The sequence below is a fragment of the Armatimonadia bacterium genome (genome assembly GCA_039679385.1).
GTDB lineage: Bacteria > Armatimonadota > Zipacnadia > Zipacnadales > JABUFB01 > JAJFTQ01.
In genome coordinates this window covers 1-24,052 of sequence record JBDKVB010000181.1, presented here as the reverse complement: position 1 = coordinate 24,052, position 24,052 = coordinate 1, and the positions used below count along the sequence as shown (strand labels likewise).

Below are 24,052 nucleotides of genomic sequence, written 5' to 3'. Positions count from 1 at the left end.
CGGGATCGTAACCTACAGACTAAAGCATGGGCCCAGAAGAAACAAGCCCCTCTGGGCCTGACTCCTACCCACTTCCGGCACCGGGGCCTTGCCCCCGCCCTTCACCTTTCACTCCTTGGGCGAGGTGCCTTTCGCCGTCGCCTTTGTCGTTCTCCCCCTCGCCACTGCGTGGAGAGCTGGTTAGTGCGGTTGTGAGGAAGAGTGCTTGCCAGCGGGTGGGCAGTTCGCTATAATAACTGTGGCAACTGTTTAGATGTCTGAAACACATAAGTGTGTGGAACACCCTAATGCCAGGCGCCTCCTCGCAGGACCCGATTCGGCCCCCAGAAAGCCGCCGTCAGACGCGGATGATGGAACCTTCCATCCTCCTGCTGCTGCTCGAGCGCGGCGTCGCTCACGGCTATGAGCTCCGCGAGGAGATCGAGCGGATGGCGCTGACCGAGTCCGAGGTCGATGGCGCCGCGGTGTACCGGACCTTGCGCTGGCTGGAGACCCATGGGCAGGTCCGCTCCGTCTGGGATACCGCCGGCACACGGGCGCCCCGTCGCCGCTATCAACTGACCGAGCTGGGGCGCAAGTCCTTGACCCTGTGGGCCGATCTGCTTCGCCACCGCAGAGCCGCCCTCGATACATACCTGGATCGCTACCAGGAGGCCGTTGCCAAAGCCCAGGAGTCAGGGGCCGGCTAGCCCTGAACCCTGAACCCGCTCCGGGCGTCGCAAGATCGGAAGATACCGAACCGCTGGTTCGCTGACCCAATCCGCCAAATAGGCAAGCGCGTCGGACCCATGAAGGGATGATACTGAGGATGGCACAATCGTACGTCGATCAGGTTATGGAGACCGTGTACGCTCGAAACCCCGGGGAGCCCGAGTTCCATCAGGCAGTACATGAGGTGGCCGAGTCCGTGGCCTTCGTCGTCGAGAAGAGCCCGGAATTCGCGAAGGCGAAGGTCCTCGAGCGCATGGTCGAACCGGAGCGCCAGATCATATTCCGTGTCGCGTGGCAGGACGATCGCGGCGAGGTGCAGGTCAATCGTGGCTTCCGCGTCCAGTTCAACAGCGCCATCGGCCCGTACAAGGGTGGACTGCGCTTCCACCCCTCCGTCTACCTGGGCATCATCAAGTTCCTTGGCTTCGAGCAGATCTTCAAAAACGCTCTCACCACCACCCCCATCGGGGGCGCCAAGGGCGGCAGCGACTTCGACCCCAAGGGCAAGAGTGACTCCGAGGTCATGCGTTTCTGCCAGAGCTTCATGAGCGAGCTCTTCCGCCACGTGGGCCCCGACACCGACGTTCCCGCCGGCGACATCGGCGTCGGCGGTCGCGAGGTTGGCTTCCTCTTCGGCCAGTACAAGCGCCTCGCCAACGAGTTCACCGGCGTCCTCACCGGCAAGGGCCTCGAATGGGGCGGCTCCCTGGTACGCACTGAGGCCACCGGGTACGGCCTCGTGTACTTCGTGACGCGCCTGCTGCAAGCTCAGGGAAAGGACTGGAACGGCCTCAACGTGGTCGTCTCCGGCTCCGGCAACGTGGCCATCTACGCCACCGAGAAGGCCCAGCAGCTCGGTGCCAAAGTCGTCGCCGTCTCCGACAGCAACGGCTACATCTACGACCCCGAGGGCATCAAGCTCGACACCGTCAAGCGCATCAAAGAGGTCGAGCGCGGCCGCATCAAGGAGTACGTCGCCGATCACCCGGCTGCCGAATTCCACGAGGGCTGCGAGAGCATCTGGTCAGTCCCCTGCGACGTCGCCCTTCCCTGCGCCACCCAGAACGAACTCGACGCCGACGCTGCTCGCCAGCTCATCGCCAACGGCTGCCTTGCGGTCGGTGAGGGAGCCAACATGCCCTCCACGCCGGAAGCGGTTCGCCTGTTCCTCGACGGCGGCGTTCCCTTTGGCCCGGCGAAGGCCGCCAATGCCGGCGGCGTCGCCACCAGCGCCATCGAGATGTGCCAAAACTCCATGCGCCTGAACATGGGCTTCGACGAGGTTGACGCGCGCCTGCACCGCATCATGGACAGTATCTACGAGCAGTGCTCCGAGGCCGCTGAGCAGTACGGCCATGCCGACAACCTGGTCATGGGCGCCAACATCGCCGGCTTCCTGAAGGTCGGCCGCGCCATGCTGGCCCAGGGCATCCTCTAGTTCCCCCGCAATCTCTGCCGTACAGCCCCGCAGCCCCCGGAATCCCTCTCCGGGGGCTGTTCGTATCAGGGCTCCAGGTAGCAGACTACTCGTTGCTGCGGGGCGTTGGCGTTGAGGTGCAGGGCACGACCGTGCGGGAGGTCGGCCGCCTCGATCACGCGCACCGCCTCCGGCCACTTCACAGCCTCGGGCACCATGCTCGACAGCCGGCTCGGAAGCCGCTCCAGGAGCGTCCGGTTCAGGTAGTTGCCCGCCCGCGTCGGGAACAGCGCCATGTAGAGGATGTCCATCTCGATGAGCTCGTTGAAGAAGTGCGTCCCCAGCGACATATCGGGCACCAGGTCCTCGCGCATCGCAACGATCTCGCACAGGAAGGACACCGTGCTGATGTCCGAAAAGGAGACGGGCACTCCCAGCGAGGGCGTCGTCGTCCCCCAGCGTCCCGGTCCCATCAGCAGTACCTTCCGGGGCTCTCCGGGCTCCTTGAGGTGGCATAGACGCCCGATCAGTCGCGCAATCTCGTAGCGGTCGGGGATCGGAAGCTGTCCGTACACCGAGGGCGACACGTAGATGATGCGGTCGACCGAGGTCACCCGGCTCTGACCGATGACGGCACCGTGAGCCTCAAGCACGGTCTGCGCGGGGTCCAGGCCCGTCGGCGGATCGCTGACCGGCCCACCACCCTTCACCTGCAACGGCCGACACTGCAGCAGGTTGACCTTGTAGCTGCCGTCGGCGAGGAAGTTCGTCGTGAACTCCACCTCCACCGGGTACTCGTAGGCTTCCTGAAGGGTCTGCAGCATCCTCCGCATGTCGTCGACGTAGTTGGTCTCTTTGAACAGGCGCTCGAAGGTCAGCACCCAGGGGAAGTCGACCTTCATCCCTCTCTGGGCCGCGCGCCTCTCCCGCTCCTGGTCGCGAGACATCAGAAGCTCCAGCGGCAGCCCGCCACTGGCCTGCACCACCTCGGCCAGATCATAGGACGCGTGATGGTTGGCCTCGACATCCAGCACATCGACGCGGCGCTGGGAGTATTGCCGCACCTCATCGAAGTCCGACTCCGGCCGCCGCTCGGCCGCATTGAGCGCAACGACCCGCGTGTAGTCGTCATCGGAGCGATCGACGGCGCGCGTCCCGAGGCCAAACACGAGCCGCAGCACGCCGGCCTGTGGATCGATGTAGCTGCTCCACACATAGGGGTTGTAGGAGAGGCCGACGCCGGCAATCTGCGGGTAGAACAGCTCTCCGTACCGGTCGCCCGAGACTCGCTGCACCAGCAGGGCCATCTGCTCGTCCCGGTCCAGCAGACCGCGCTGCGCCCGATAAGTCAGGGCCTTGTCGCTCATCGAGCTGGCGTAGATCGTGCGGACCGCAGCGAGGAAGTCGTCGAGACGCTGCTGCCTCGGGCCCTGATTCACACAAAAGACGCTGTCGTACTTCCCCGCGAAGGCGTTCCCGTAGGCGTCCTCCAGCAGGCTACTGGAGCGCACGATGTAGGGCGACTGGCCGAAGTAGTCCAGCATCTGCTCAAACTGCTTCACGAGGGACTCCGGAAAGGTGCCCGTGAGCATTCGCTGGCGAGCCATCGAGGCGTCGTCGAGGTAATTCTCCGGGTCCCGCTGCCCTTCGCGCACCCACCAGATCCCGTTGCGCACCAGGTAGGTGTAGAACACGTCGGAGCCGATGTAGAAGGAGTCGTGGGGCTCGAGCAGTTGCTCCCAGCGCTCATCACTGTGCTTGAGGATCGCGCGGGCCAGCAGCATCCCGACCGTCTTGCCGCCAATCAGTCCGGTGCCGATCATGCGCTTGCCGATGTCCAGCACCTCGCCCAGCGACAGGTACTTGCGGATCAGCTCCAGCATCCGCTCATCCCGTGAGACGGCCATCCGCAGCAAGCGCCCCTGCAGTTCGTTGGCCTGAACCAGGTCGCAGCTCTCCCCGTGCACCGGGTTCATGATCTCCAGCGCCTGCAGGAAGGCCCGGTTCCAGACCCCGAGCTGGAAGCTCATCGAGTCCAGTTGCAGCCACTCCATGCCGGTCATCACGTGCGAGATTGTCGCGCTCTGCGTGACGGGCGTGAACTCGTCGTCCTCCCAGATATGGACCATGTGCATCGTCGGCGAGTACCGGTGCTGTACCTTCAGCGGGTGCACGTACAGCCGACCCTCGGACCGCAGGACATCGAGCAGAAGCTGTGTGGTGTTGGAGATCGCTTCGGTGGCGTGGGAGGAGTGGTTGTTGCGCAGGAGCCCGAAGTAGGCAATCGTCTCCATATCGAACAGGTACGGGCAGGTGAGCATGAAGAAGTTGCCCAGCATCTGGTCGCTGTACCAGTCCACGGCGAGGTCGGAGAGGCAGTCAAAGACGTAGTAGGCGCCGCGACCGGCCGCCCGAATCGTGTGGCGAACCTCGCTGATGAAGGTCTCGAAGCCCGCCTCGGGGTGCAGTTCACAGATCTGGGCACCCAGTCCGTCGGCGACCAGTGGCTGGTGCTTGGCAAACCGGAAGTAGATGACCGTGCGCTCCTGGGCCACGGCCGTCTGGACGAAGGGCTCGACGAAGGCCTGGTAGTCGTCGATCGAGTCGAGCTGCCAGACCACATTGTCGCCTGCCAACAGGCCCTTGAGGACCTTGTCCAGGCCCGGGAGGCCGGTACTGAGATTCGTGCGACTGGGCAACATACGGGCTAACCTCCTCTGCGGCATCGCCAGCAATCAGGACCGTGCCACCACGAGACCAAGGTAGCACACCCCACAGCCGCACACAACAGCCACGACGTGCTGCCTTTGCCATAGCAAACGGGCCACCTGTTAGCAGGTGGCCCGTCGAGTATGCCTATCGGATCGGTTGCGGCGACCCTACTTCTTGCAGCAGCAGCAGCAGCAACCACCGGCGGCGGACTTCTTGGCAGCGTTGATCAGCGCGACGAAGGAGTCGGCCTTGAGTGCGGCGCCACCGACGAGACCACCGTCGATGTTCGGCTTGGCCATGAGACCCTCAACGTTCTCCGGCTTCATGGAGCCACCGTAGAGGATGCGCATGTTGGCGCCCGCAGCCTCACCGGCGACCTCGGCGACGACGGAGCGGATGACGCCGCAGACGCGATCGGCTTCCTCGGCGTCGCAGACCTTGCCGGTGCCGATGGCCCAGACCGGCTCGTAGGCGATGACCATGCTCGCCAGGCAGCAGGAGCAGATGCCCTCGAACATCGCGCGGACCTGGCCGGAGATGACCTCGTCGGCCTTGCCGGCTTCACGCTCGGAAAGGGTCTCGCCGCAGCAGACGATCGGCTTGAGACCGGCGGAAAGGGCGGCCTGCAGCTTCACGTTGACGCTGGCATCGCTGTCGCCGAAGACCTTGAGCAGCTCGTCGGTCATGCCCTCTTCGGCAACGCCGAAGCGACCGCGCCGCTCAGAGTGACCGAGGATGACCCACTGCGCGCCGGTGGACTGGATCATCTTCGCGGAGATCTCGCCAGTGTAGGCACCGTGGTCCTTCCAGAAGAAGTTCTGGGCGCCGACTTCGATCGCGCTGCCCTCAACGCACTTGGCAACGGTGCTCAGTGCGGTCGCCGGGGTGCAGAGGATGACCTCGGCGCCGGTGATGCCGCCGGCCTGCTCCTTCACGGCACAGGCAAGGGCGCAGGCCTCGTCATTGGTGCAGTTCATCTTCCAGTTTCCAGCCATGATCGGGGTACGCATAGTGGGACAAACCTCCAGGATTGCGCCGAACCAACCGCTGTCGGGACGGCGACGGATTGTGATGACAACTCAGGTCTGCGACAACAATTCGGCGGCCGGGGCCTAGGCTTGATCGAGGGCCTCGATGCCGGGCAGGCTGCCGCTCTCAAGGTACTCCAGCGACGCGCCGCCGCCGGTCGAGACATGATCCATCTTATCGGCGAGGCCCATCTGGGTGATGGCCGCCACGGAGTCGCCGCCGCCGACAACGTTGAAGCCGGCGCACTCGCCCATGGCCTGGGCGACTGCCAGGGTGCCCTCGTCGAAGGGCTTGTCCTCGAACTTGCCCATCGGGCCATTCCAGAACACGGTCTTGGCAGTGCGAACGACGTCGGCGTAGGCCTTGCGGGTCTCAAGGCCAATGTCCATTGCATCCCAGCCGGGCTGGATGCCGTCGGCGGTCAGGTACGCCAGCGAGTGGTCGCCCTGCACGTTCTGCGCGTTCACATCCACCGGCAGCGTCAGCTTGCTCAGGTGCTCGCCCATGGTGGCAAGGACGTCGGCAGCCGCCTCCGGGCTTCCTTCGGGGCAGTAGGAGACGCCGATCTCCATGCCCTTGGCCTTCAAGAACGCCCAGGCCATTGCGCCACCGATGAGCATCTTCTCGCAGCGCGGAAGCAGGCTCTTGATGACGTTGATCTTCTCATCGACCTTCGCGCCACCGAGCACCACAACAAAGCCTTCCTGGCCGGCGTTGTATACGCCGCCGAGAGCCTTGACTTCCTTCTCCACCAAAAAGCCCATGACGGCGGGCTTGAGCAGGCTGGGCACACCGTAGACCGAGGCGTGCTTGCGGTGGCTGCTGCCGAAGGCATCATTCACGTACGCCTCGCAGCCTGCGGCGAGCTGCTTGGCGAAGGCCATCATCTCGTCCTTGTCCTTGGACTCCTCGCCCGGATAGAAGCGAGTGTTCTCGAGAAGGATGACGTCGCCGTCCTTCATGGCGGCGATGGCGGCCTCCTTCTCCGGGCCGAGGCAGTCGGTGACGAAGGTCACGGGCTTGCCCAGAAGCTCGCTCAGCCGTGCAGCGCAGGGCGCCAGGCTCTCCTCGGGCTTCCTCTTGCCCTTCGGGCGGCCGAGGTGCGAGGCCAGTACGAGCTTGGAACCGCTGAGGTGCTGGATCGTCGGAAGTGCGGCACGGATGCGAGTGTCGTCAGTGATCTGAGCGCCGTCCAGCGGGACGTTGAAATCTACGCGCACGAATACGGTCTTGCCGGTCAGGTCAACATCCTTGAGGGTCTTCGTGGCCAAGAATCTCACGCTCCTCTTGTGAAGTGAGCCCTTCTACTCTGAGCCATGGCAGCGTGTACAAAGGGGGCGAGGCCAGTCGGCCTCGCCCCGATGTGTCGTCTCTGGTTGGCTACCACCCGCAGGTCCCTGCACGCCTTGAGGGCGACACCGGGACCGCGGAGAGGGGGTCATGCCTATCCGATGCCCATGGAGGCCATCTTGGCCATGAGCTCGGCGGCGCGGTTGCTGTAGCCCCACTCGTTGTCGTACCAGCCGATGATCTTGACGAACTTGTCGCCAAGCACGCAGGTGAAGCCGGAGTCGAAGGTGCAGGAAGCCGGCGACGCAACGATGTCGCTGAGGACGATCGGCTCATCGGTGTAGTCGAGCACGGAGGCCAGCGGGCCACACTCAGCAGCGGCCTTGAAGGCTGCGTTGATCTCGTCGGCCGTCGCGGCCTTGCTCAGGTTGACGGTGAGGTCCGTGACCGAACCGGTCGGGGTCGGGACGCGCATCGCATACCCGTGCATCTTGCCCTTGAGGGCCGGAAGGACTTCGCCGATGGCCTTGGCGGCACCGGTGGTCGTCGGGATCATGTTCAGAGCTGCGGCGCGGGCGCGGCGCAGGTCCTTGTGCGGGAAGTCAAGGATGACCTGGTCATTGGTGTAGCTGTGGATCGTGGTCATCAGGCCGTTCTCGATACCGAAGTTGTCGAGGAGAACCTTGCACATCGGCGCCAGGCAGTTGGTGGTGCAGGACGCGTTCGAGACAAGGTTGTGGCTCTTCGGGCAGTACTCTTCGTCGTTGACGCCCAGAACGATCGTCTTGACGCCCTCGCCCTTAGCCGGGGCGGAAATGACGACCTTCTTCGCGCCGGCCTGGAGGTGCGCACTGGCCTTGTCTGCGTCGGTGAAGCGGCCGGTGGACTCGAGAACGATCTCCGCACCGAGTTCGCCCCACGGAAGCTGTGCCGGGTCGCGCTCGGCAACGCTCTTGATCTTCACGCCGTCGACGATGAAGCAGCCCTCGCCGACCTCGATCTTGCCGTGGAACTTGCCGTAGATGCTGTCGTACTTGAGCAGATGTGCCAGCGTCGCATCATCCGTCAGGTCGTTAACGGCTACGACCTCGATGTCGCCACGGAAGCGCTCCCAGAGCGCCTTGAAGACCTGTCGGCCGATGCGGCCAAAACCATTGATACCGACTTTTGTCGCCACGTGCATCCCTCCTAGTTTAGCGCAACGTGCTACGCCAACGCGCGCACGCGCCTGTCACAACGCAATTCCCGCGAGTAACACCATCCCACCCGGCCAGGGCCTCGCGGATGACCCCCACCGCAGTCCCCACTACCCAAACTTCGGCAGCTCTCCCACCCACACCTACCGGCACCAGAAAACCCTCCGGTTCCACCTTGCGCTGCCCTCAGCAAACCAGTCAGTATAATCATTATAATGACTGGACGCCGACCTGTCAACCAACTTGCGTCCCGGAAGGACCCACCGGAACAGAAGGACTATAGCAAAAGGGCCCCGCGGAGTCAATTGACGCACTGCCCTGCGCAAGGTGGGACTGTCCCCTCTGCGCAAGGTACAAAGGTCCGGTACCCGCCGCCAACACGAAGCCCGGAAGCCCCAGGCCCCTGGGACATCCCTGCAAAGCCCGTGCCACCGTCCGCCGGGCTGCGCAGGTCGATCGCGACTGCCCGGAGAAGAACCCGGCAGGAGGGGCTACTCATGAGCGAGCCGCGCTGCCGGACCTTGTTCCAGCGGCGTCTCGACGCCGGACGAGTGGTACTGCCGCAGAACCTGCGCGATGCGCTGGGCCCTCGTGTCGGACTGGCTGCCGACATCTCCGGTAGTGTCCTTCTCACGCCGGCAGCGTGCTCCCAGGCGCTCCTGCAGGACTTGCTCACCTGCTCCCAGCAGCATCATCAGAGCGGCGAGCTCTACCGCCTCCTGGCCTCGACCTATGTGGAGGATGGGCTGGACGAGCGCGGGCGGCTACTGCTGCCGCACCTGCACCGTGAGTGGGCCGGGATCGGCGCCGACAGCGAGGTCCTTCTACTGGCCCTCGGCGAGGGCATACAGGTCTGGGACCCTCTCCGCCTCGACCGTCTCCTCCGCGTGTCCCAGCGGCACCTGCGAGAGCTCCACAACGTGGCCCCTCGCGACCAGTTCCGACTCTTCGAGGACGTCTGAGCACCCTTCGGCCTTACTGCTTGCCCGTGCCGCGTGTTGACTCCCGCCCTCCATACAAAGAAAAGACGGGCAGGAGAAGTTCCTGCCCGTCTGAGGGGACGTCTCAGGGAGACCCGATCTACTCCGGGGACTCCTTGGTGATCTTGGCTGCCTTCGGGCCGCAGGTCCAGCCGGAACCGGCCTTGCCGGCGCAACCGAACAGGTCGACGTACTCGAAGACGACTTCCTTCATCCGATCGATGGCCAGGTCGAAGACCTTGCGGAAGTCCTTCTCGTCCGGCTTGGCATCGAGGCGCTCGCGGGTGCCCTGCAGGAGTGCCATGCTGATGCGGGTGGCGACATTGACCTTGCACACGCCCATCTGGCAGGCCTTCTGCATCTGGTCGAGGGGGATACCGGACGCTGCGTGCAGGACGAAGGGCAGACCGACCTTGTCCATGAGCTTCTGCAGCAGCTCGAAGTCGAGCTTGGAGCCGCGGCCGGTCATGCCGTGGATTGCGCCGATGGCGACGGCCATGCTGTCGCAGCCGGTGCGCTCCTTGAACTCCAGAGCCTGATCCGGGTTGGTGCTGTTGGCGTAGAGCTTCTGCACCTGCTCCTCGGAGAGCAGCTCGAGGACGGACGCAGCCTTGCCCTCGCGCAGCGGCTTCATCTGCTCTTCGGTCAGGTAGTCCTCGATTTTCGGAATGAGACCAAGTTCGCACTCAACGGGGATGCCGCAGGCGTGGGCCATGCGAATGATGTCGGCGCTGACGGCAATGTTGGTCTCGAAAGGCTCCTTGGAACCGTCATACATCAGGGAGGTGAAGCCGGCGCGCAGGCACTGCACGTTCTGTTCGTAGCTGGTGCCGTGGTCCAGGTGCAGGGCGACGGGGATCGGCGTCTTCTCGGCGGCGGCGGTGACCAGAGCAGTCGCCTCTTCCAGACCCGCGTACTTGATGGCGCCCTGACTGACCTGCAGGATGACCGGGGCTTCCCTCTCAGTGCAGGCGTCGATGACGGCCTTCACTGATTCGAGATTATTGGCGTTGAACGCGCCGACGGCGTACCCGCCCTCCAGAGCGGGCCGAAGAAGCTCGTACGAGGTTACAAGCGGCATATCTCCAACACTCCTTAGCCAGTAGACTTATGCTTCCCAGGGGGCGGTGCAGCGATTCCCACCCAGAACACGTGACACCTTATGTTATTATATGCGGCACACCGCGTCAACCAGAACGGCCGTCCGGCCTTCTCCCTGGGCCTTCGCCTTGCGATGTCGGAACGTGGTGCGGACGACTCCACCCACGAACAACCAGGCTGCCCTCCCGGTGCAGCGAGGGAGACAACCCGAGCATGGCGCTTCTGACGCTGGCCCTTGCCTGCTATGCCCTGACCGCTCAGGCTGCTGAGGCGACCCCGGAACAGCCGGTGCACTTCTCCCCACGGTCGGACGCCGCCCTCAAGCTCGAGGGCCTGCTCCAGGTCCCCACGAGCCCTGACCCGGTGCCCGCTGTGGTGATCTGCCACCCCGACCCGCGCTACGCCGGCAGTATGAGCGTCCCTGTCGTTGGTGCCCTGCAACAAGCATGCCAGACAGCCGGTTGGGCCACTCTGCGCTTCAACCTGCGCGGTGTGGGCGAGTCCACCGGGGCCTTCGAGGCCGGTGTAGGCGAGGTCCAGGACTGCCTGGGCGCCCTGGATCTGCTCCGGAGTCGCCCCGGCGTGGATACCCGTCGCGTGGCGCTGGTGGGTTACTCCTTCGGCTCCTGGGTCGGACTCCAGGCCTGTGCTCGCGACCAGAAGGTCCTCTGCTGCGCCTGTCTGGGCTTCCCGGTGCCGGTCACGGAGAGCTCCGCCGCTCACAACTACTTCACGCGCATCAGCTTCCCGACGCTCTTCGTCACAGGGGCGCTGGACACCATCAGCAGCCTCGACACGATCCATCGGCTCATCGCAGACCACGCCGCCGGGGCTCACTGCACGGTCGTGCCGCTGCCCGGCGTCGACCACTTCTTCGCAACCAGTGCCGACCTCCAGGCGGCCGTAACGGAGATCACGCGCTTCCTGCGACAGGAGTTCCTGCGAGAGCCCTCAGGGACGCGCAAACCTTAGCCTCCCAGGAGATACCCGTGCCCACGCGGCGACCGTCGCCCTTCCTCAACTCAGCGCGCCACACGATCCGGATGGAGTTGGTGCTGGAGTACACCGACCCGGTCTCCCTCGCCAAGGCCCAGGAGACCGCGCGTCGTGTGCTCGAAGGTCTGCACGTGAGCGTCCGTGACGAGGCGGCCACCTCGAACCTCCAGTCCTGCCATGTGCTTTGCCACGATCTGCGGCAACGGGTCTCGCTGCTGCCGACGACGCCGACCCGAGAGTGAGAGACCGCCGTGCCCACTGATCTGCACCTTGCCCTGCAAAGCTACTACGCCGGTGATGACGGCCGGCTCGAAGCCGAGGTCGACGGCTACAAGGCCGATGTCCTCCGCGATGGCGTCGTTTACGAGGTCCAGACCGGCTCCTTCGTCTCGATCCGGGACAAGCTCGACAAGCTCTGCGCCCACTACCCCGTCGTCCTCATTCATCCCGTCGCCGCGACCAAGATCGTCGTGCGGGTTGACCCCGAGACGGGTGCACAGCGCTCTGCCCGTCGCTCGCCCAAGCACGGGTCGGTCTACGAGGTCTTCGACGAGCTGGTCTACCTGGGCCGCCTCCTGCGCCGGCGCAACCTCTCTCTGGAGGTCGTGCTGACCGTGGAGCGCGAGTACCGCTGTGACGACGGCAAGGGGAGCTGGCGACGCAAGGGCGTCTCGCTCGTCGGCCGCGAGCTGGTCGAAGTGGTGCAGGTCGAGCGCTTCGAGCGCCCCACCGACTTCCGCCGACTTCTCCCCACTGACCTCCCGAAAGCCTTCACGGTGCGCGACCTCATGCAGGCCACCGGCCTGCGGAACCGCGTGGCCGGTCGGATGGTCTACGCCCTGCGCGAGATGGGCGCCATCAAGCAGGTCGGCAAGCAGGGCAACGCGCTCGTGTATGCAATCCCCGGCCGATGATCCCGCTCACAAGGTCGTGTTCGCCACCGAGCCTGCCACGAGAGCCTTCTCGCCGAGCTTGCGACTGACACGATCCTTCGCCTCTGCCAGGTTGGGCTCGCGCAGCGGCCGCTCCTCGAAGAGGGATAGCTGGCGTGGCCCGGGTCCCTGCTGCAGTTCGCTCGCCGCAACCTCAAAGCTCACACAGCTCTGCGCTCCCAGGTGCATCACCGACAGCGCCTCCTCCACCCGGCTGCGCAAAGCTCCCTGGTCGTCGGTAGCTGCGTCCAGATCGACCGTGTGATCCAGTCGTCGCCGATCCACCAGCGTCAGCGTCACCCGCAGCCTTCGCGCCGACTGCCCACGCGACTGCAGCGAGTGAGCCAGCCGGTCGGCCAGGGCCAGGCCCGCCAGCCGCAGGGCGCTGAATTGCCGCAGCGGTCGGGGCAGGTCCGTGTGGTGGCGGATCATGAGCGCCGTATCCCCGGCCTCGTAGACCGGGACTAGTGTCTCATCGCGACCCCGGGCCGCCTCGAACATTACCTCTCCAGCATCGCCGAACTCCCGCCGCAGCAGCAACGAGGGGATCATCTGCAACTGCCCGAAGGTGTGGACACCCATCTGGGCCAGCCGCTGGCGCTGCCCGGCCTCGACCAGCCACAGGTAGTCCAGGGGCAGCCCCGCCAGCTCCTCCGCAGGCTGCTGCGGGAACAGCGGATAGGTCGTCCCCGGATCAGCCAGTAAGGTCGCGATCCGCGCGAGAAGCAGATTCGGCCCCAGGCCCAGCGTCACCGAGTAGGGCACCTCACCGGGCCACCTGTCAGCGCCCGAGGTCTCCCACAGGCACGCCTCAGCCGCTTCGCAAACCGCTTCGCGCAGGCTCTGTGCAAGCTTCTCCCGACCGCCATACAGCCGCAGACTGGCTGTCACATCAAGGAAGGCCTCTGCCAATCCGTGAGGCTTCGCCTGCGGCGTGAACCGCAGTAAGGTCTCCAGCACCCGACCGTAGGCCGCCTCGTAGGCCATTAGGTCCGGTGGCGCCAGGATCAGGTCCGGCCGCATCGTCTTGGCCTGCCAGACCGCCATACCCGGGACGAGCCCCAGACGCAGCGCACCCGGCGATACGTCCAGCAGACGGCTTCCCGGCGTGTTCGAGGCGATAGCGAAGGGCTGGCCCAGCAGGAGCGGTTGCTCACGTGCCTGGACGGCGGTGAAAAGGCCACGGAGACGCAGGTGGAGGATCTGGCGACGGAGCATGGCGTGATCACCTTATCGTTCGTCGAATGGGTGTTCGAATGATAGCCCGCGCCACCGCCCTTGTCAAGCACCTCCTCAAACAAAGCGGGGACAGAATCTGCTTCGCCCCACAGTCGGCGCAGACCAGACTCTGTCCCCGCGGTCCTCGAAAAGCCCCAGGCTGCTACCCACCCAGCACACGCTCAGCAACCTTCGCCGTCCGCGCCGCCAGGTCGCTGATCCGGTTCACGTTCATGCCCTCGAGAGCGCTGTGCAGCTCATCGTGCAGCGGCGCCGTCCATTGAGCAGGCACGCCGGAGGCGCCCAGCAGAGCGCCCATCACCGAACCGGCCGTGGCTCCGTTGCAGTCCGTGTCGAGGCCGCCCATGACCGCGATGCAGATCGCCTGGCCCAGGTCGCCCTTCGCGTGCAGGCAGCCCACGAGCACCAGCGCGGCGTTATTCAGCGTGTGCACCGGATGATAGTGCCCGTACTTGGCCATCACGCGTTCCCAGGTCGTCTCCCACCGCGCATCCTCGGCACACCAGGCCACAGTGTCCCGCACAACCTCGGCGAAGCGCGAGTTGTCCGGGACCTCGGCCTGCGCCACAGCAATCGCTTCGTGCAGGTCGTCGGTGGCCATGCAGGCGGCAATCAGCGCGGCAAAGAACATCTCCCCGTAGATACCGTTCTTGGTGTGCGAGACGATCGCGTCACGCCAGGCGAACTCGGCGGCCTTCTCCGGCCAACCCGGAGCGCAGTAAGCGAAGCCGTCACAGCGGATCTGCGCACCAATCCACTCGCGGTACGGGTTCCTGCGCGTCGCCGAGTCCGGCGGCATGACGTCGTTGACCAGGTTCCGGTAGGCCTCCCGCTCGGCCGTGTAGACGCGATGGAAGGGCAAGCGCCCGAGCCACTCCGCAGCGACCTGCGCCGACGTGAAGTCCGGCCCGTAGGTCTCCATCACGTGGAGGCCGAGAAGCGTGTAGTCGGTGTCGTCGTCTCTTTCCCCGCGGCGGATATGACCGCGCAGGCAGCTCTTGGCACCCGGGCCGAAGGTCCGCATACCCTCCGGCGCGTCCTCGACAAAGGGGAAGTAGTCCGCCAGCGGGTACTCCCCGGCATGGCGCAGCAAGGCCTCGATCTCTGACCGCTTCCAGCCTTCAACGGGCTTGCCCAGCATGCATCCGGCGGTGCGTCCGAGCCAGGCTCCCTCGATACGGTCCCGGGCCTGGGCAGCCGAAACCGACAGCTTGCGCGGTCCGGTTGAGCGGGCAGCGCGGATGCCCTCCAGGTCGGACGACTCGACGTAGGGGAAGCAGGCTTCGGGCTCGCGGGCAGCGGCTTCGGCGAAGAACTGCTTCAGCCGCGCCTTCATGACCTCGGCGGGCTGCGTGATGGCGTCGTCATAGAGTGCCTGCAGGTCGTCCACGCTGCAGCCCTCTTCGCGAAGTTGCACCAACTCGGCTTGAGCCAGTCGTTTCAGGGTGTCGGCACTTGGCATGTCGGGTCTCCTCAGTTATCATGGCGAGATATCCTGTCCAATTCCCCACCCGCACGCAGGTTCCTCGCACACTCCGCAAATGTGATGGGCGGCCATGAGCGACGACACCGAACATAGCACGGGCGACACCGGACTCGCGAGCCCCGGCAAGAGGGCACCAGGGGAGACGCAGGAGCCCACGCTCTCGGTTGTGATACCCTCCTACAACGGCGCCCCGGTGATTGCCGACTGCGTGGCCGCGCTGCTTGCCCAGGAGACCGACTTCGGCCTGGAGGTCATCGTCGTCGACAGCTCCAGCGATGAGACGCCCCGGCTGATTCCGGAGCGCTTCCCGCAGGTCCGCTTCCTCCCTTTCGACAAGCAGACGGCCGCTCCACGGGCACGGAATGTGGGCTTGGCGGCGGCTCGGGGGCAGATTCTCGGCCTCATGGACCAGGACTGCATCGTCGACCCCGGCTGGGCGCAGGGGATGGTGGAGGCCCATCGGCAGCATCCCGAGGTCGGTGCCATCGCCGGCGGAATCCGCCCGGCCAATCCGCGCAGGCTCCTCGGCCTGGCCAACTTCTACATCGAATTCCGCGAGTTCAACCACGTCCGCCCGCAGGAGCTGACCAGCAACTGGATCACCTGCAACGTGACCCTCAAGCGCGAGCTGTGGGACCGCTTCGGGCCCTTCCCGGAGGACCTGTGGCCGGGCGATGATGTGATTGTCGCGCAGGCAGCGGCGGCTGCGGGTGAGAAGGTGTTGTTCGCGCCCCAGCTATCTCTGGCGCATGTCAATCGGTCCTCCTTGCGAGCGATTCTGCCCCATGCCCGGAAGCTGGGCTGGGCCAGTGCTCAGATCCGCCGGCGTCTGCCCACGGTGCCGGACGAGTGGATGGTGCGCTATCCTCTCAGCGTACTGGCAATTCCCCTGGCACGCCCGCTGCGAGTCCTGGGATGCTTCCTGAAGTGGCGACCCCTGGCGGCGCTGAAGGCCCTGCCTCTCTTTCCCGTCATGTCGCTGATCTGTGTGTGGTGGTCGCGAGGTTTCTGGGAGGGAGCACGGGAGCAAACTGCCGCTACCCGCGCAGTCGGCACCAGTGAGGGCGATCATGAGTGATCGGCAGCCCCGAATCCACTACTTGCCCGAAGATGCCAGGGTGTTCGTGCAGGTGCGCGCCAACATCGGCGACTCCCTCTTTGCCCTCCCGGCGATTGATGCCCTGCGTCAGCGTTACCCGCAGGCGCGCATCGTCTTCGCCACCTCACCGGCGGCGGGCAGCCTGTTCTACGACGACCCGCGGCTGAGTGGTTGGGTCCCCGCGATTCCCTACGGGGGCGGACGCTTGCGCTATGCCCGGGCCTTGCGCGACTACTGGTCGCGGCTGCGCAAGGAGGGCTTCGACGCCCACGTCGAGCTCGATGCCGGTGGGAAGGTCCCGCCCTGGATTGTGTGGCTGGCGGGAGTCCCGCTGCGCCTCGGTTGTCGGGGTGAGGAAGGCGGAGGTGGACGCTGGCATGCCGTGCCCCGCTGGCTTTTGACCGACACAGTGCCCGTGCCCGATAGCCTGGGCCTCCACCGGGCCCACGGCTTCCTGCGGCTGATGGAGCTCCTCGACTGTGACCCGACGCCGCGCCCAATCCGACTGCTCCTTACCGAGGAACGCCGGGAGCGTGCTCGGCAGCGCCTCGAAGGCCTCGGCCTTCGCCCTCCGGTAGTTGCGATCCATCCCGGTGCGAGTTGGCGGTTCCGACGTTGGCCTGCTGAGCGCGTGGTCGAGACGGCCCGGCAACTGGCGAAGGACGGGGCTCATCTTCTTGCCCTTGGGGGAGAGGCCGACGCCGAGGTCGTCTCGGAACTCGTCAAGGCCGCCGGGGCGACGGCTATCCTGACTCCGAACGTGCGCGACCTGGTCGACCTGCTCAGCGCCGTCGATGTGTGTGTGGGCAACGACAGCGGACCGGTGCATCTCGCGGCAGCCGTCGGCACGGCCGTCGTCGGGCTCTATGGCCCAAATCTTGCCACCTACACCGGGCCCGACCCGCTGCACAGACGCGCTCGGGTGCTGTCGGCGCAGCTTCCCTGCGCGCCCTGTGCACAGGGCATGATCGATCCCCTGGCCGAGTGCAAGCGTCCCCAGGGCGCCTGGTGCATGGAGCAGATCGAGGTCAGCGACGTGCTACAGGCCGTGCGCGACCTGCTCTCCGGCTCCTGACGCCCGCGTCATCCATATCGTCCGAGAGGCACCATGACCGCACCCTCCACTAGCCTGCGCGTGCTCTTCCACACCCAGGACTGGGCCTACCAGAACCCCGGGGGTGCGGAAGTGCAACTGCTGCAGACCCGTCGTGCGCTGCAGGACCTCGGAGTCACCGTCGACCTCTTCGACCTGTGGCATAGCCGCGTCGCCGACTATCCTCTGGTGCACTCCTTCAGCCTCTTCGGTCACCGCTTCTGGCCGGCAGTCAAGAGCGCCGGAGTGGCTCTGGTCGTCTCGACGATCGTCTGGCCCTCAGCTCGGCTCTCCCTTAGCGGGAGGTTCCGCGGCCACGTCCTTCAGTTCGCCGAGAGCCGGCATTGGGTGACACCGGGCGAGCATCGCCCGCCCTTCGGCCTGATCGACCTGGCACTCCCGAACTCGCAGGCCGAGGCCGATCTGCTCACCGAGGCCTACGGGATACCCCCGGAGAGGATCCACGTGGTCCCCAACGGGGTCGACGAACGCTTTGCGCAGGCGCAGCCGCAGGCCTTCATCGAGCGCTACGGGCTGCAAGGTTTCGTGCTGTGCGTCGGCGCCTTCGACACGCGCAAGAACCAGCTCACCGCCCTTCGCGCTCTCAAGGACTGCGACGTGCAGGTGGTGTTCCTCGGCCGGGCACGCCTGGGGCACGAAGCCTACTATGAGCAGTGTCGCAGCGAAGCTGGTCCCAACATGCACTTCCTGGGTCAGCTTGCGCATGACGACCCGCTGTTGGAGTCCGCCTACGCGGCAGCCGGAGTCCTGTTGATGCCCAGTCTTCTCGAGACGCCCGGACTCGTTGCCCTTGAGGCGGCGCTGGCCGGGACGCCCCTTGTCCTCACCCCCGGCGGTTGCACCCGGGAGTACTTCGCCGACTTGGCGACCTACGTCTCGCCCCACTCCGAGCAGGAGATTCGCGACGCCGTGCTCCGGACGCTTCAGAGTTCGCCGGAGACCAGCGCGCTGCAGGAGAGAGTACGCAGCCACTTCCTGTGGAGGCATGCTGCCGAGGCTACGCTGGCCGGTTACCACAAGGCCCTGGCCCGCGAGGGCTAGGCGAGTCCGACCTTCCTACTCCAGAAAGCGAGAGACGGCTTAATGGCCCCTTGGCGAGCAGGGGGCGCGGTCGCAAGACTGCGCGATACCTTCCACGGAGACACGCCGGGGGTGCGACTTGCCCGCGGCGCTGTGTGGTCGGTGCTCGGTTTCATCGGCTCCCAGGGGGCGAACCTGGTCACCTCCGTCGTCATTGCCCGGATGATGGGCAAGTCCGGATTCGGCGAGTATGGCATGGTCACCAGCACCGTGGGCACCTTTGGCGTCTTCGCCGGAGCCGGTCTCGGGGTCACTGCCACCCGTCACGTGGCCCAGTACCGCAAGGCAGAACCCGCTCGTGCGGGCGCTGTGCTCCGCTTGTCTATCCGAGCCGCTCTCGTGTCGGGCGTGCTGGCAAGCGCCGCTCTCTACCTGCTGGCACCCGTGGTCGCGGCGGACGTGATCAGCGCCGGGCACCTCGTCACTGCACTCCGCGCCGGGTGCCTGCTGCTGCTCTTCAGCACCCTCGGTGGGGCGCAGACGGGTGCTCTCTCCGGCCTGGAACGCTTCCGTGCCATCGCCGGGCTCAACGTCCTCCGGGGTCTCCTCGGTCTCCCGCTTTCCCTCCTCCTCCTGTGGTACTACGGACTGACCGGAGCCGTTGTCGGAATCGGCCTTGCGAATGCGTGTGCCTGCCTCGCGGGAGAGTTCGTCCTGCATCGCGAGTGCCGCCTGGCAGGCATCGCGGTCAGCGGTCATCGGATACGCGACGAGATCCCGCTCCTGTGGCGCTTCTCCTTGCCCGCCTTCCTCAGTGGCGCGCTCATCGGCCCCGTCATGTGGCTCGCGAACACCCTCATCGCCCGTCAGCAAAATGGGTACGCCGAGCTGGGCCTGGTCAACGCGGCCTCCCAGTGGCGGATGCTCATCATGACGGTGCCCGGTCTGATCTCGACGGCAGCCTTGCCCATCCTCTCCGCCCAGACGGAGGCCCGGCAGGACCCGGCAGACTCCCGGCGCGTCCTTGAGATGGTCCATGCCGCCGCGCTGATGGTGGCGCTGCCGCTTTCCGTCGCCATCATGTTTGTGGCCGATATTATCATGTCCTGGTATGGCAAGGAGTTCACCGGCACACCTGCCGTGCTCGTGGGTTTCGCCTTCGGGACGGCCGCCTCGGCGATGGGCACTTCGCTGGCCACGGTAATCGTCGCGCGGGGACGGGTCTGGTTCGGCCTCGCCCAGAACCTCCTCTGGGCCGTCGTGCTCCTGGGCATCATCTATTACCTGGCCCCGCAGCTCGGTGCTCTCTCCTACGCCCTGGGCTACGCAGTGAGCTACTTTCTCCTCCTCCTGTGGTCCTGCTGGGCGCTCCGGTCCGTGCTGCCGCCGCGCTTCCTCTCCCGCACCGCCTGCGCGATGGGCTGCCTGCTGCTGATGACGGCCCTTGCGCTGATGCTCCCGGCGACACCTCGACTCTTTGTCGCCCTGCCGGCAGTTGCCCTGACCACCTGGCTCTGCGTGTTCCCCTTGACGCCGCCTGAGTTGCGCGCGCAGGTCCTGGCCCGGTTGCTGCGGAAGTCCACGACCTGATCGCTCCAACCGCCGACACCCGTGGGAGGAATCTCCATGCCTCTGGTGTGCCTTCTGCTCGCCCTCTGCTCTGCCCTCGCCTTCGCTCAGCCTGCCGACCTGCTCCTCTATGCGCCCTTTGATGGCGCCGCCGATGCCGCCTTTGCCCGGGGAAGTGCGGTGCAGGCGGGCTCTGCCTCTGTGGCCTTTGTACCAGGTCTGCGCGGACAGGCCGCCTCGATCTCCAACGACTGCCGGTTCGCGGTCGAGGGCAACTTCCGACCCGAGGCCGGGACCGTCGCGATGTGGGTCCGCTCCACCTGGAGCGAGAAGGAAGCCGCCGGTCGCTACCTCTTCTGCCTCTACGGCAGCCGCGACATCCCCGAGGCCTACCACTTCAACCGCTTCAGTCTCTACTTCGGCGCCGAGGGCCCCAACTTCCTCGTCTGGGGCTCCGACGGCAAGAGCCAGGCGATTGCCTCGCAGTCCTTCACCTGGAAGCCCCAGGAATGGCATCATGTCGCCGCCACCTGGCGCAACATCAACTCGGGCCGCGAGGACGCCGAGCTGGCCGTCTACGTGGACGGCAAGGCCGTGGCCTTCGTCAAGGGTATCAAGCTCACCGTCGGGCCAACCGACACCGTGATGGCGATCGGTCGCGACCAGGACGGCTCTCCCGACTACCTGGGCGCCGAGGTCGATGATGTCTACCTCTACGGTCGCGCGCTCACAGCCGAGGAGATCAGCACCGCCGTCGCCGCGATCCGAGCAGGCAGCCCTTACGAGATCACCAGCGAGGGCGTCGCCTCCCGACAGGTCTCCGGCTGGTGGAACGCCGACTGGCCCTACCGTGCGGCAGTCACCTTGCCCGCTGCAGCCGAGGCGCGACGCGAGGTCTTCGTGCAGTGCCCGCTGCATATCAGCGGCGAGCTGGCGGCCCTGGGCACTCCGGCCGTCGCCGATCCGGGCTCTCTGCGGGTAGTCTCCTCCGACGGGCAGGTCATCCCCGCTGCCGTCCAGGACGGTCTGCTGGAGTGGAAGGTGTCCGGCGAGGTACCTGCCGGTGAGGCACGCCGCTTCTGGATCTACTGCCGTCCTGCCACCTACCGAATCACCGGCCCGCTGCAGTCGCAGCGTCTGGGCGCTCCGGCCGCACCTCCGACGGCGCCTCTCACACCTCCCGATTACGCCACCGACACCTTCGGCAAGCCCTGGGATTTCAACGACGGCTCCCTGGCCGGAATCGACTCCTGGGGCGACAAGCCCGAGTACATCCAGAACCGCAAGGTCGAAGACGGTGTCCTCAGCCTGGACGTGAACACTGACCCCTACTTCATCTGGGGAGTCATGTGGGGACCGGTCGGCCCGGGCCAGCGAGCTATCGCCCTCGATGTCGATCGCTATCCCATCCTCGAGATGCGGGTACGCCAGAGTGTGCAGCAGTCCACCTGGCAGCTCTTCGGCCGCATCGGCACCACGGACCAGCTCTTCACTTACTCCTTCCCGGTCTCCGGCACGGGTTGGCAGCGCCTGCGGGTCGACCTGCGCAAGGACGCCCGCTGGAAGGGTGTGCTGAGTGCCTTCCGCATCGACCCCACCGACAAGACTTCGGCGCATATCGACATCGACTGGATCCGCCTCAGCAGCGTGGTCCCGGTGCAGCATGACCACGTGGAGGCAATCGGGAACGCCGGCGCGACGCCCGAGAGGATGCGCCTCAGTCTTCCTCAGACACGTGTTGCAGCCGGTGCAGCGCAGGATGTCACCGTCACCCTCACCGACGCCCAGGGGAGAGGCGTCGCCGGGCAACCTGTACGCGTCGAGCTATCCGAGGGCTCCGGTGGTGAGCTCCAGGCCTTCGCGACCCAGTCCACCCTCAGCCTGAGCAGCACTTCCCGACGCGGAATCACCGACGCCCAGGGAAGGCTGCGTGTGCACTACGTAGCCTCCCGGAAGGCCCAGGCGTCTGCCGATGCCCTGATCGCGGTCGCCGAGTTCTCCGCACTGCCCCGTGAAGAGGTCAAGGTCGACACGGTGCCCGGCGAGCCGCATCACTATCGCGTCGAGCCGACGCAGGTTCTCGCGCTCAGGCCCGTCGAGCTTCCGGTCAAGCTCCAGGCGCAGCTCGTCGACGAGTTCGACAACCCGGTAGCAGGCGTCCGTTCCTTGCGCTGGAGCACTGACGAGGGCGGCTCCCTGACTGACGCCGGAACGACCACTGCGACGCAGGGCTCAGCCTCCGCAACCTGGCGCGGTGACGAGGCCAAACGCTGGGTGTACCAGGTCCGCGTCAGCGACGACCAGGGCCTGACGGGCGCCTCCTCGGCCATCTGCCTGATAGCCTCAACCCCGCGACGCGATCCGGTCGTCCTCGGGCCGAAGGGCTACTTCCAGAAGGGCGCGGGCGGACCGGGTTGGCTGCCTCTGGGCGGCTTCTATGCGAACTGGGTCGGCCTGCCGGAGAACGGGGAAGAGGGTCGGCGTCTGATCTCCTTCGTCGACGCCACGGAGGACCAGCTCAACCACTGGCTCGACTTCCTCTCGAGTCAGGGTGTGACCGCGATGCGCTTCATGCTCCGGGCACATACCCCGCGCGGCATGGAGCCCATGGATGTCATCGGCCAGGTCAACATGCCGCTCTTCGCGAAGGTTCTGCGCTACCTCGACCTGGCCCGCAAGCACGATATCCGCTTCATGCTCACGATCCACGAGGACTACACGAAGCCCGCCTACTACAACCTCCAGGCGCTGCAGACCTTCTGCCTGCCCTACTTCGCCGGGCGTGATCTCAGCCAGCTCCCGGCTTACCAGCAGCGCTTCCTCCGCGAGCGTCGCCTCCTCGATACCATCGACCTCAAGTACACCGATCCCGACGCCCGCGCTTGTCAGGATCAGTACACGCGCCAGATCGTCGGCCTGCTCAAGGACAACCCGCAGTTGTTCTCCTGGGAGTTCGAAAACGAGATGGTGAACTGCCCGGCCGAGTGGGCCAATCACATGGCCGCCGTCATCCGTTCCGTCGATCCGATCACACCGATCTGTGCCAGCCACGGCGGCGGAGGCCTCAACACCGCCGACCCGTTGTGGTGGACGACGAAGACCGACGTCGACTTCTACACCTACCACATCTATCCGAACCTCACGACGACCTCGCCGCAGATCGACTACGGTGCCTCCATCGATATCCTTGCTCGCTACGGTCGCATGGCCGGGGTCTGCATGCTCGGCGAATCGGCCGGTGACGAGTGGAGTCGCTACCCGCAGGAGCGGGATGCCGACCGACGCTACCTCATGCGCGACATCATCTGGTTCAGCCTCGTCAACGGCAATCCCGGCTGCTTCTTCTGGAACTCCCGGGGCTACGAGGTCGAGCAGTTCCGCCTCGCCAACCAGATCGCTTCAGGTCTCAACTGGGCCGACTGGGAGCGCGAGAAGCCTTCGCTCGCGGTGGCCGTCCCACATCCGCTGGACGACGACAAGTACTTCCGCACTCCCGAGGGTCGCAGTGACTACGCGGCGATGGGCCAGTACGATCAGGCCTACCTGAGCGCGGGTCTCGACTTCGACTTCACGCCGACCGCGACCGGCTACCCAACCGTCTGCACTCTCTCGCCCTACCGGCCCGTGCAGGGAACACCGATGCTCAGCGTCGGCCCGGGCTGGCAGGTGGCTTTGAATGCTCGCAGGGGAGGCGCCGAGGGTCTGGCCTACGTACGGAACTTCGCCGGGGTCAGGAACTGGAAGGACGAGCGCGTGAATCTGTACCTGCGGGACCGTGCCGAGAGCCCGCTGAAGATCAAGGTCAACCTTCCGGCGGCCGTGCAGGTCACAGCCACCGACCTCGACACCGGCGAGGCGAAGACCGTCAGCGTCCAGCCCGGCGGCGAGATCGACCTGGGCATCAGCGGCCACGACTGGGCGCTCCTCTGGCGCAAGTAGCCTTCGCAGAACCGCCAGGAGTCACCACCAGGGGCCGAGGTGCCTTTCGCCTTTGCCGTTCCCCCTCTCCCAAAGCGGCGCGTCGCAACGCCGCTCGTGGAGAGTAACTGTGATGTTTGTCAAGCCGTTTCGGGCGTGGGGTGGTGGTAAGGTACACCTTGCGCCAGGATCGCGTTGAGCATGGTCAGCAGCTTGCGCATGCAAGCCACGATGATTACTTTG

General features: G+C 65.7%; 18 protein-coding genes. 11 read left to right on the top strand and 7 right to left on the bottom strand.

The window, feature by feature from the left end:
* Nucleotides 1–347 precede the first annotated feature (347 nt).
* Nucleotides 348–689: a helix-turn-helix transcriptional regulator gene (locus ABFE16_20605; GenBank protein MEN6347704.1), complete on the top strand. Its 342-nt coding sequence runs from the start codon at nucleotides 348–350 to the stop codon at nucleotides 687–689.
* A 107-nt stretch (nucleotides 690–796) separates the two neighbouring features.
* The gene (gene gdhA, locus ABFE16_20600; GenBank protein ID MEN6347703.1) at nucleotides 797–2,149 is read left to right on the top strand and encodes an NADP-specific glutamate dehydrogenase; all 1,353 of its coding nucleotides are present in this window, start codon (nucleotides 797–799) and stop codon (nucleotides 2,147–2,149) included.
* Between the two features lie 65 nt (nucleotides 2,150–2,214).
* Here the strand turns inward: gdhA and ABFE16_20595 are convergent, their stop codons facing one another.
* From ABFE16_20595 to gap, 4 genes are all read right to left on the bottom strand, one after another.
* Nucleotides 2,215–4,830, bottom strand: a complete 2,616-nt coding sequence (locus tag ABFE16_20595) for a PEP/pyruvate-binding domain-containing protein (GenBank protein MEN6347702.1) — start codon at nucleotides 4,828–4,830, stop codon at nucleotides 2,215–2,217.
* A gap of 177 nt (nucleotides 4,831–5,007) precedes the next feature.
* A complete protein-coding gene (gene tpiA / locus ABFE16_20590) occupies nucleotides 5,008–5,850 on the bottom strand; it encodes a triose-phosphate isomerase (protein ID MEN6347701.1) in 843 nt (280 codons plus the stop codon).
* 102 nt (nucleotides 5,851–5,952) lie between these two features.
* Nucleotides 5,953–7,140: a phosphoglycerate kinase gene (locus ABFE16_20585; GenBank protein ID MEN6347700.1), complete on the bottom strand. Its 1,188-nt coding sequence runs from the start codon at nucleotides 7,138–7,140 to the stop codon at nucleotides 5,953–5,955.
* A gap of 173 nt (nucleotides 7,141–7,313) precedes the next feature.
* Complete coding sequence (gap, locus tag ABFE16_20580) at nucleotides 7,314–8,336, bottom strand: type I glyceraldehyde-3-phosphate dehydrogenase (protein ID MEN6347699.1); 1,023 nt, start codon at nucleotides 8,334–8,336, stop codon at nucleotides 7,314–7,316.
* Between the two features lie 516 nt (nucleotides 8,337–8,852).
* Between gap and ABFE16_20575 the strand changes: the two genes are divergently transcribed.
* Nucleotides 8,853–9,317 carry a hypothetical protein gene (locus ABFE16_20575; GenBank protein MEN6347698.1) on the top strand — a complete coding sequence of 155 codons (465 nt, stop codon included), beginning with the start codon at nucleotides 8,853–8,855 and terminating at the stop codon, nucleotides 9,315–9,317.
* 118 nt (nucleotides 9,318–9,435) lie between these two features.
* On the opposite strand, the gene ABFE16_20570 is transcribed toward ABFE16_20575, so the two are convergent.
* A complete protein-coding gene (locus ABFE16_20570) occupies nucleotides 9,436–10,416 on the bottom strand; it encodes a class II fructose-bisphosphate aldolase (GenBank protein ID MEN6347697.1) in 981 nt (326 codons plus the stop codon).
* A 233-nt stretch (nucleotides 10,417–10,649) separates the two neighbouring features.
* On the opposite strand from ABFE16_20570, the gene ABFE16_20565 reads away from it, so the two are divergent.
* Genes ABFE16_20565 through ABFE16_20555 form a run of 3 tightly spaced genes read left to right on the top strand, consistent with a single transcriptional unit; the run spans nucleotide 10,650 to nucleotide 12,346 of the window.
* A complete protein-coding gene (locus ABFE16_20565; protein ID MEN6347696.1) occupies nucleotides 10,650–11,408 on the top strand; it encodes an alpha/beta fold hydrolase in 759 nt (252 codons plus the stop codon).
* 17 nt (nucleotides 11,409–11,425) lie between these two features.
* Nucleotides 11,426–11,674: a hypothetical protein gene (locus ABFE16_20560; GenBank protein ID MEN6347695.1), complete on the top strand. Its 249-nt coding sequence runs from the start codon at nucleotides 11,426–11,428 to the stop codon at nucleotides 11,672–11,674.
* A 9-nt stretch (nucleotides 11,675–11,683) separates the two neighbouring features.
* A complete protein-coding gene (locus ABFE16_20555) occupies nucleotides 11,684–12,346 on the top strand; it encodes a hypothetical protein (protein ID MEN6347694.1) in 663 nt (220 codons plus the stop codon).
* Between the two features lie 6 nt (nucleotides 12,347–12,352).
* Here the strand turns inward: ABFE16_20555 and ABFE16_20550 are convergent, their stop codons facing one another.
* Both ABFE16_20550 and ABFE16_20545 read right to left on the bottom strand, forming a co-directional pair.
* On the bottom strand, nucleotides 12,353–13,582 hold the full coding sequence (locus ABFE16_20550; GenBank protein ID MEN6347693.1) for a hypothetical protein: 1,230 nt from the start codon (nucleotides 13,580–13,582) through the stop codon (nucleotides 12,353–12,355).
* 163 nt (nucleotides 13,583–13,745) lie between these two features.
* On the bottom strand, nucleotides 13,746–15,065 hold the full coding sequence (locus tag ABFE16_20545; GenBank protein ID MEN6347692.1) for an ADP-ribosylglycohydrolase family protein: 1,320 nt from the start codon (nucleotides 15,063–15,065) through the stop codon (nucleotides 13,746–13,748).
* A gap of 94 nt (nucleotides 15,066–15,159) precedes the next feature.
* Between ABFE16_20545 and ABFE16_20540 the strand changes: the two genes are divergently transcribed.
* The 5 genes from ABFE16_20540 (at nucleotide 15,160) to ABFE16_20520 (ending at nucleotide 23,830) form a co-directional block, all read left to right on the top strand.
* Entirely contained in the window at nucleotides 15,160–16,167 is a 1,008-nt protein-coding gene (locus tag ABFE16_20540) for a glycosyltransferase family A protein (protein ID MEN6347691.1), read from the top strand.
* Nucleotides 16,160–17,263, top strand: a complete 1,104-nt coding sequence (locus tag ABFE16_20535; GenBank protein MEN6347690.1) for a glycosyltransferase family 9 protein — start codon at nucleotides 16,160–16,162, stop codon at nucleotides 17,261–17,263. The genes ABFE16_20540 and ABFE16_20535 overlap by 8 nt, the downstream gene beginning before the upstream one ends.
* 33 nt (nucleotides 17,264–17,296) lie before the next feature.
* Nucleotides 17,297–18,343, top strand: coding sequence for a glycosyltransferase family 4 protein (locus ABFE16_20530; GenBank protein MEN6347689.1), 1,047 nt, complete (start codon nucleotides 17,297–17,299; stop codon nucleotides 18,341–18,343).
* Between the two features lie 111 nt (nucleotides 18,344–18,454).
* On the top strand, nucleotides 18,455–19,912 hold the full coding sequence (locus ABFE16_20525) for an oligosaccharide flippase family protein (protein ID MEN6347688.1): 1,458 nt from the start codon (nucleotides 18,455–18,457) through the stop codon (nucleotides 19,910–19,912).
* 36 nt (nucleotides 19,913–19,948) lie between these two features.
* Nucleotides 19,949–23,830 (top strand): LamG-like jellyroll fold domain-containing protein, encoded by a 3,882-nt coding sequence (locus ABFE16_20520; protein MEN6347687.1) that lies wholly within the window; start codon nucleotides 19,949–19,951, stop codon nucleotides 23,828–23,830.
* Nucleotides 23,831–24,052: the final 222 nt, after the last annotated feature.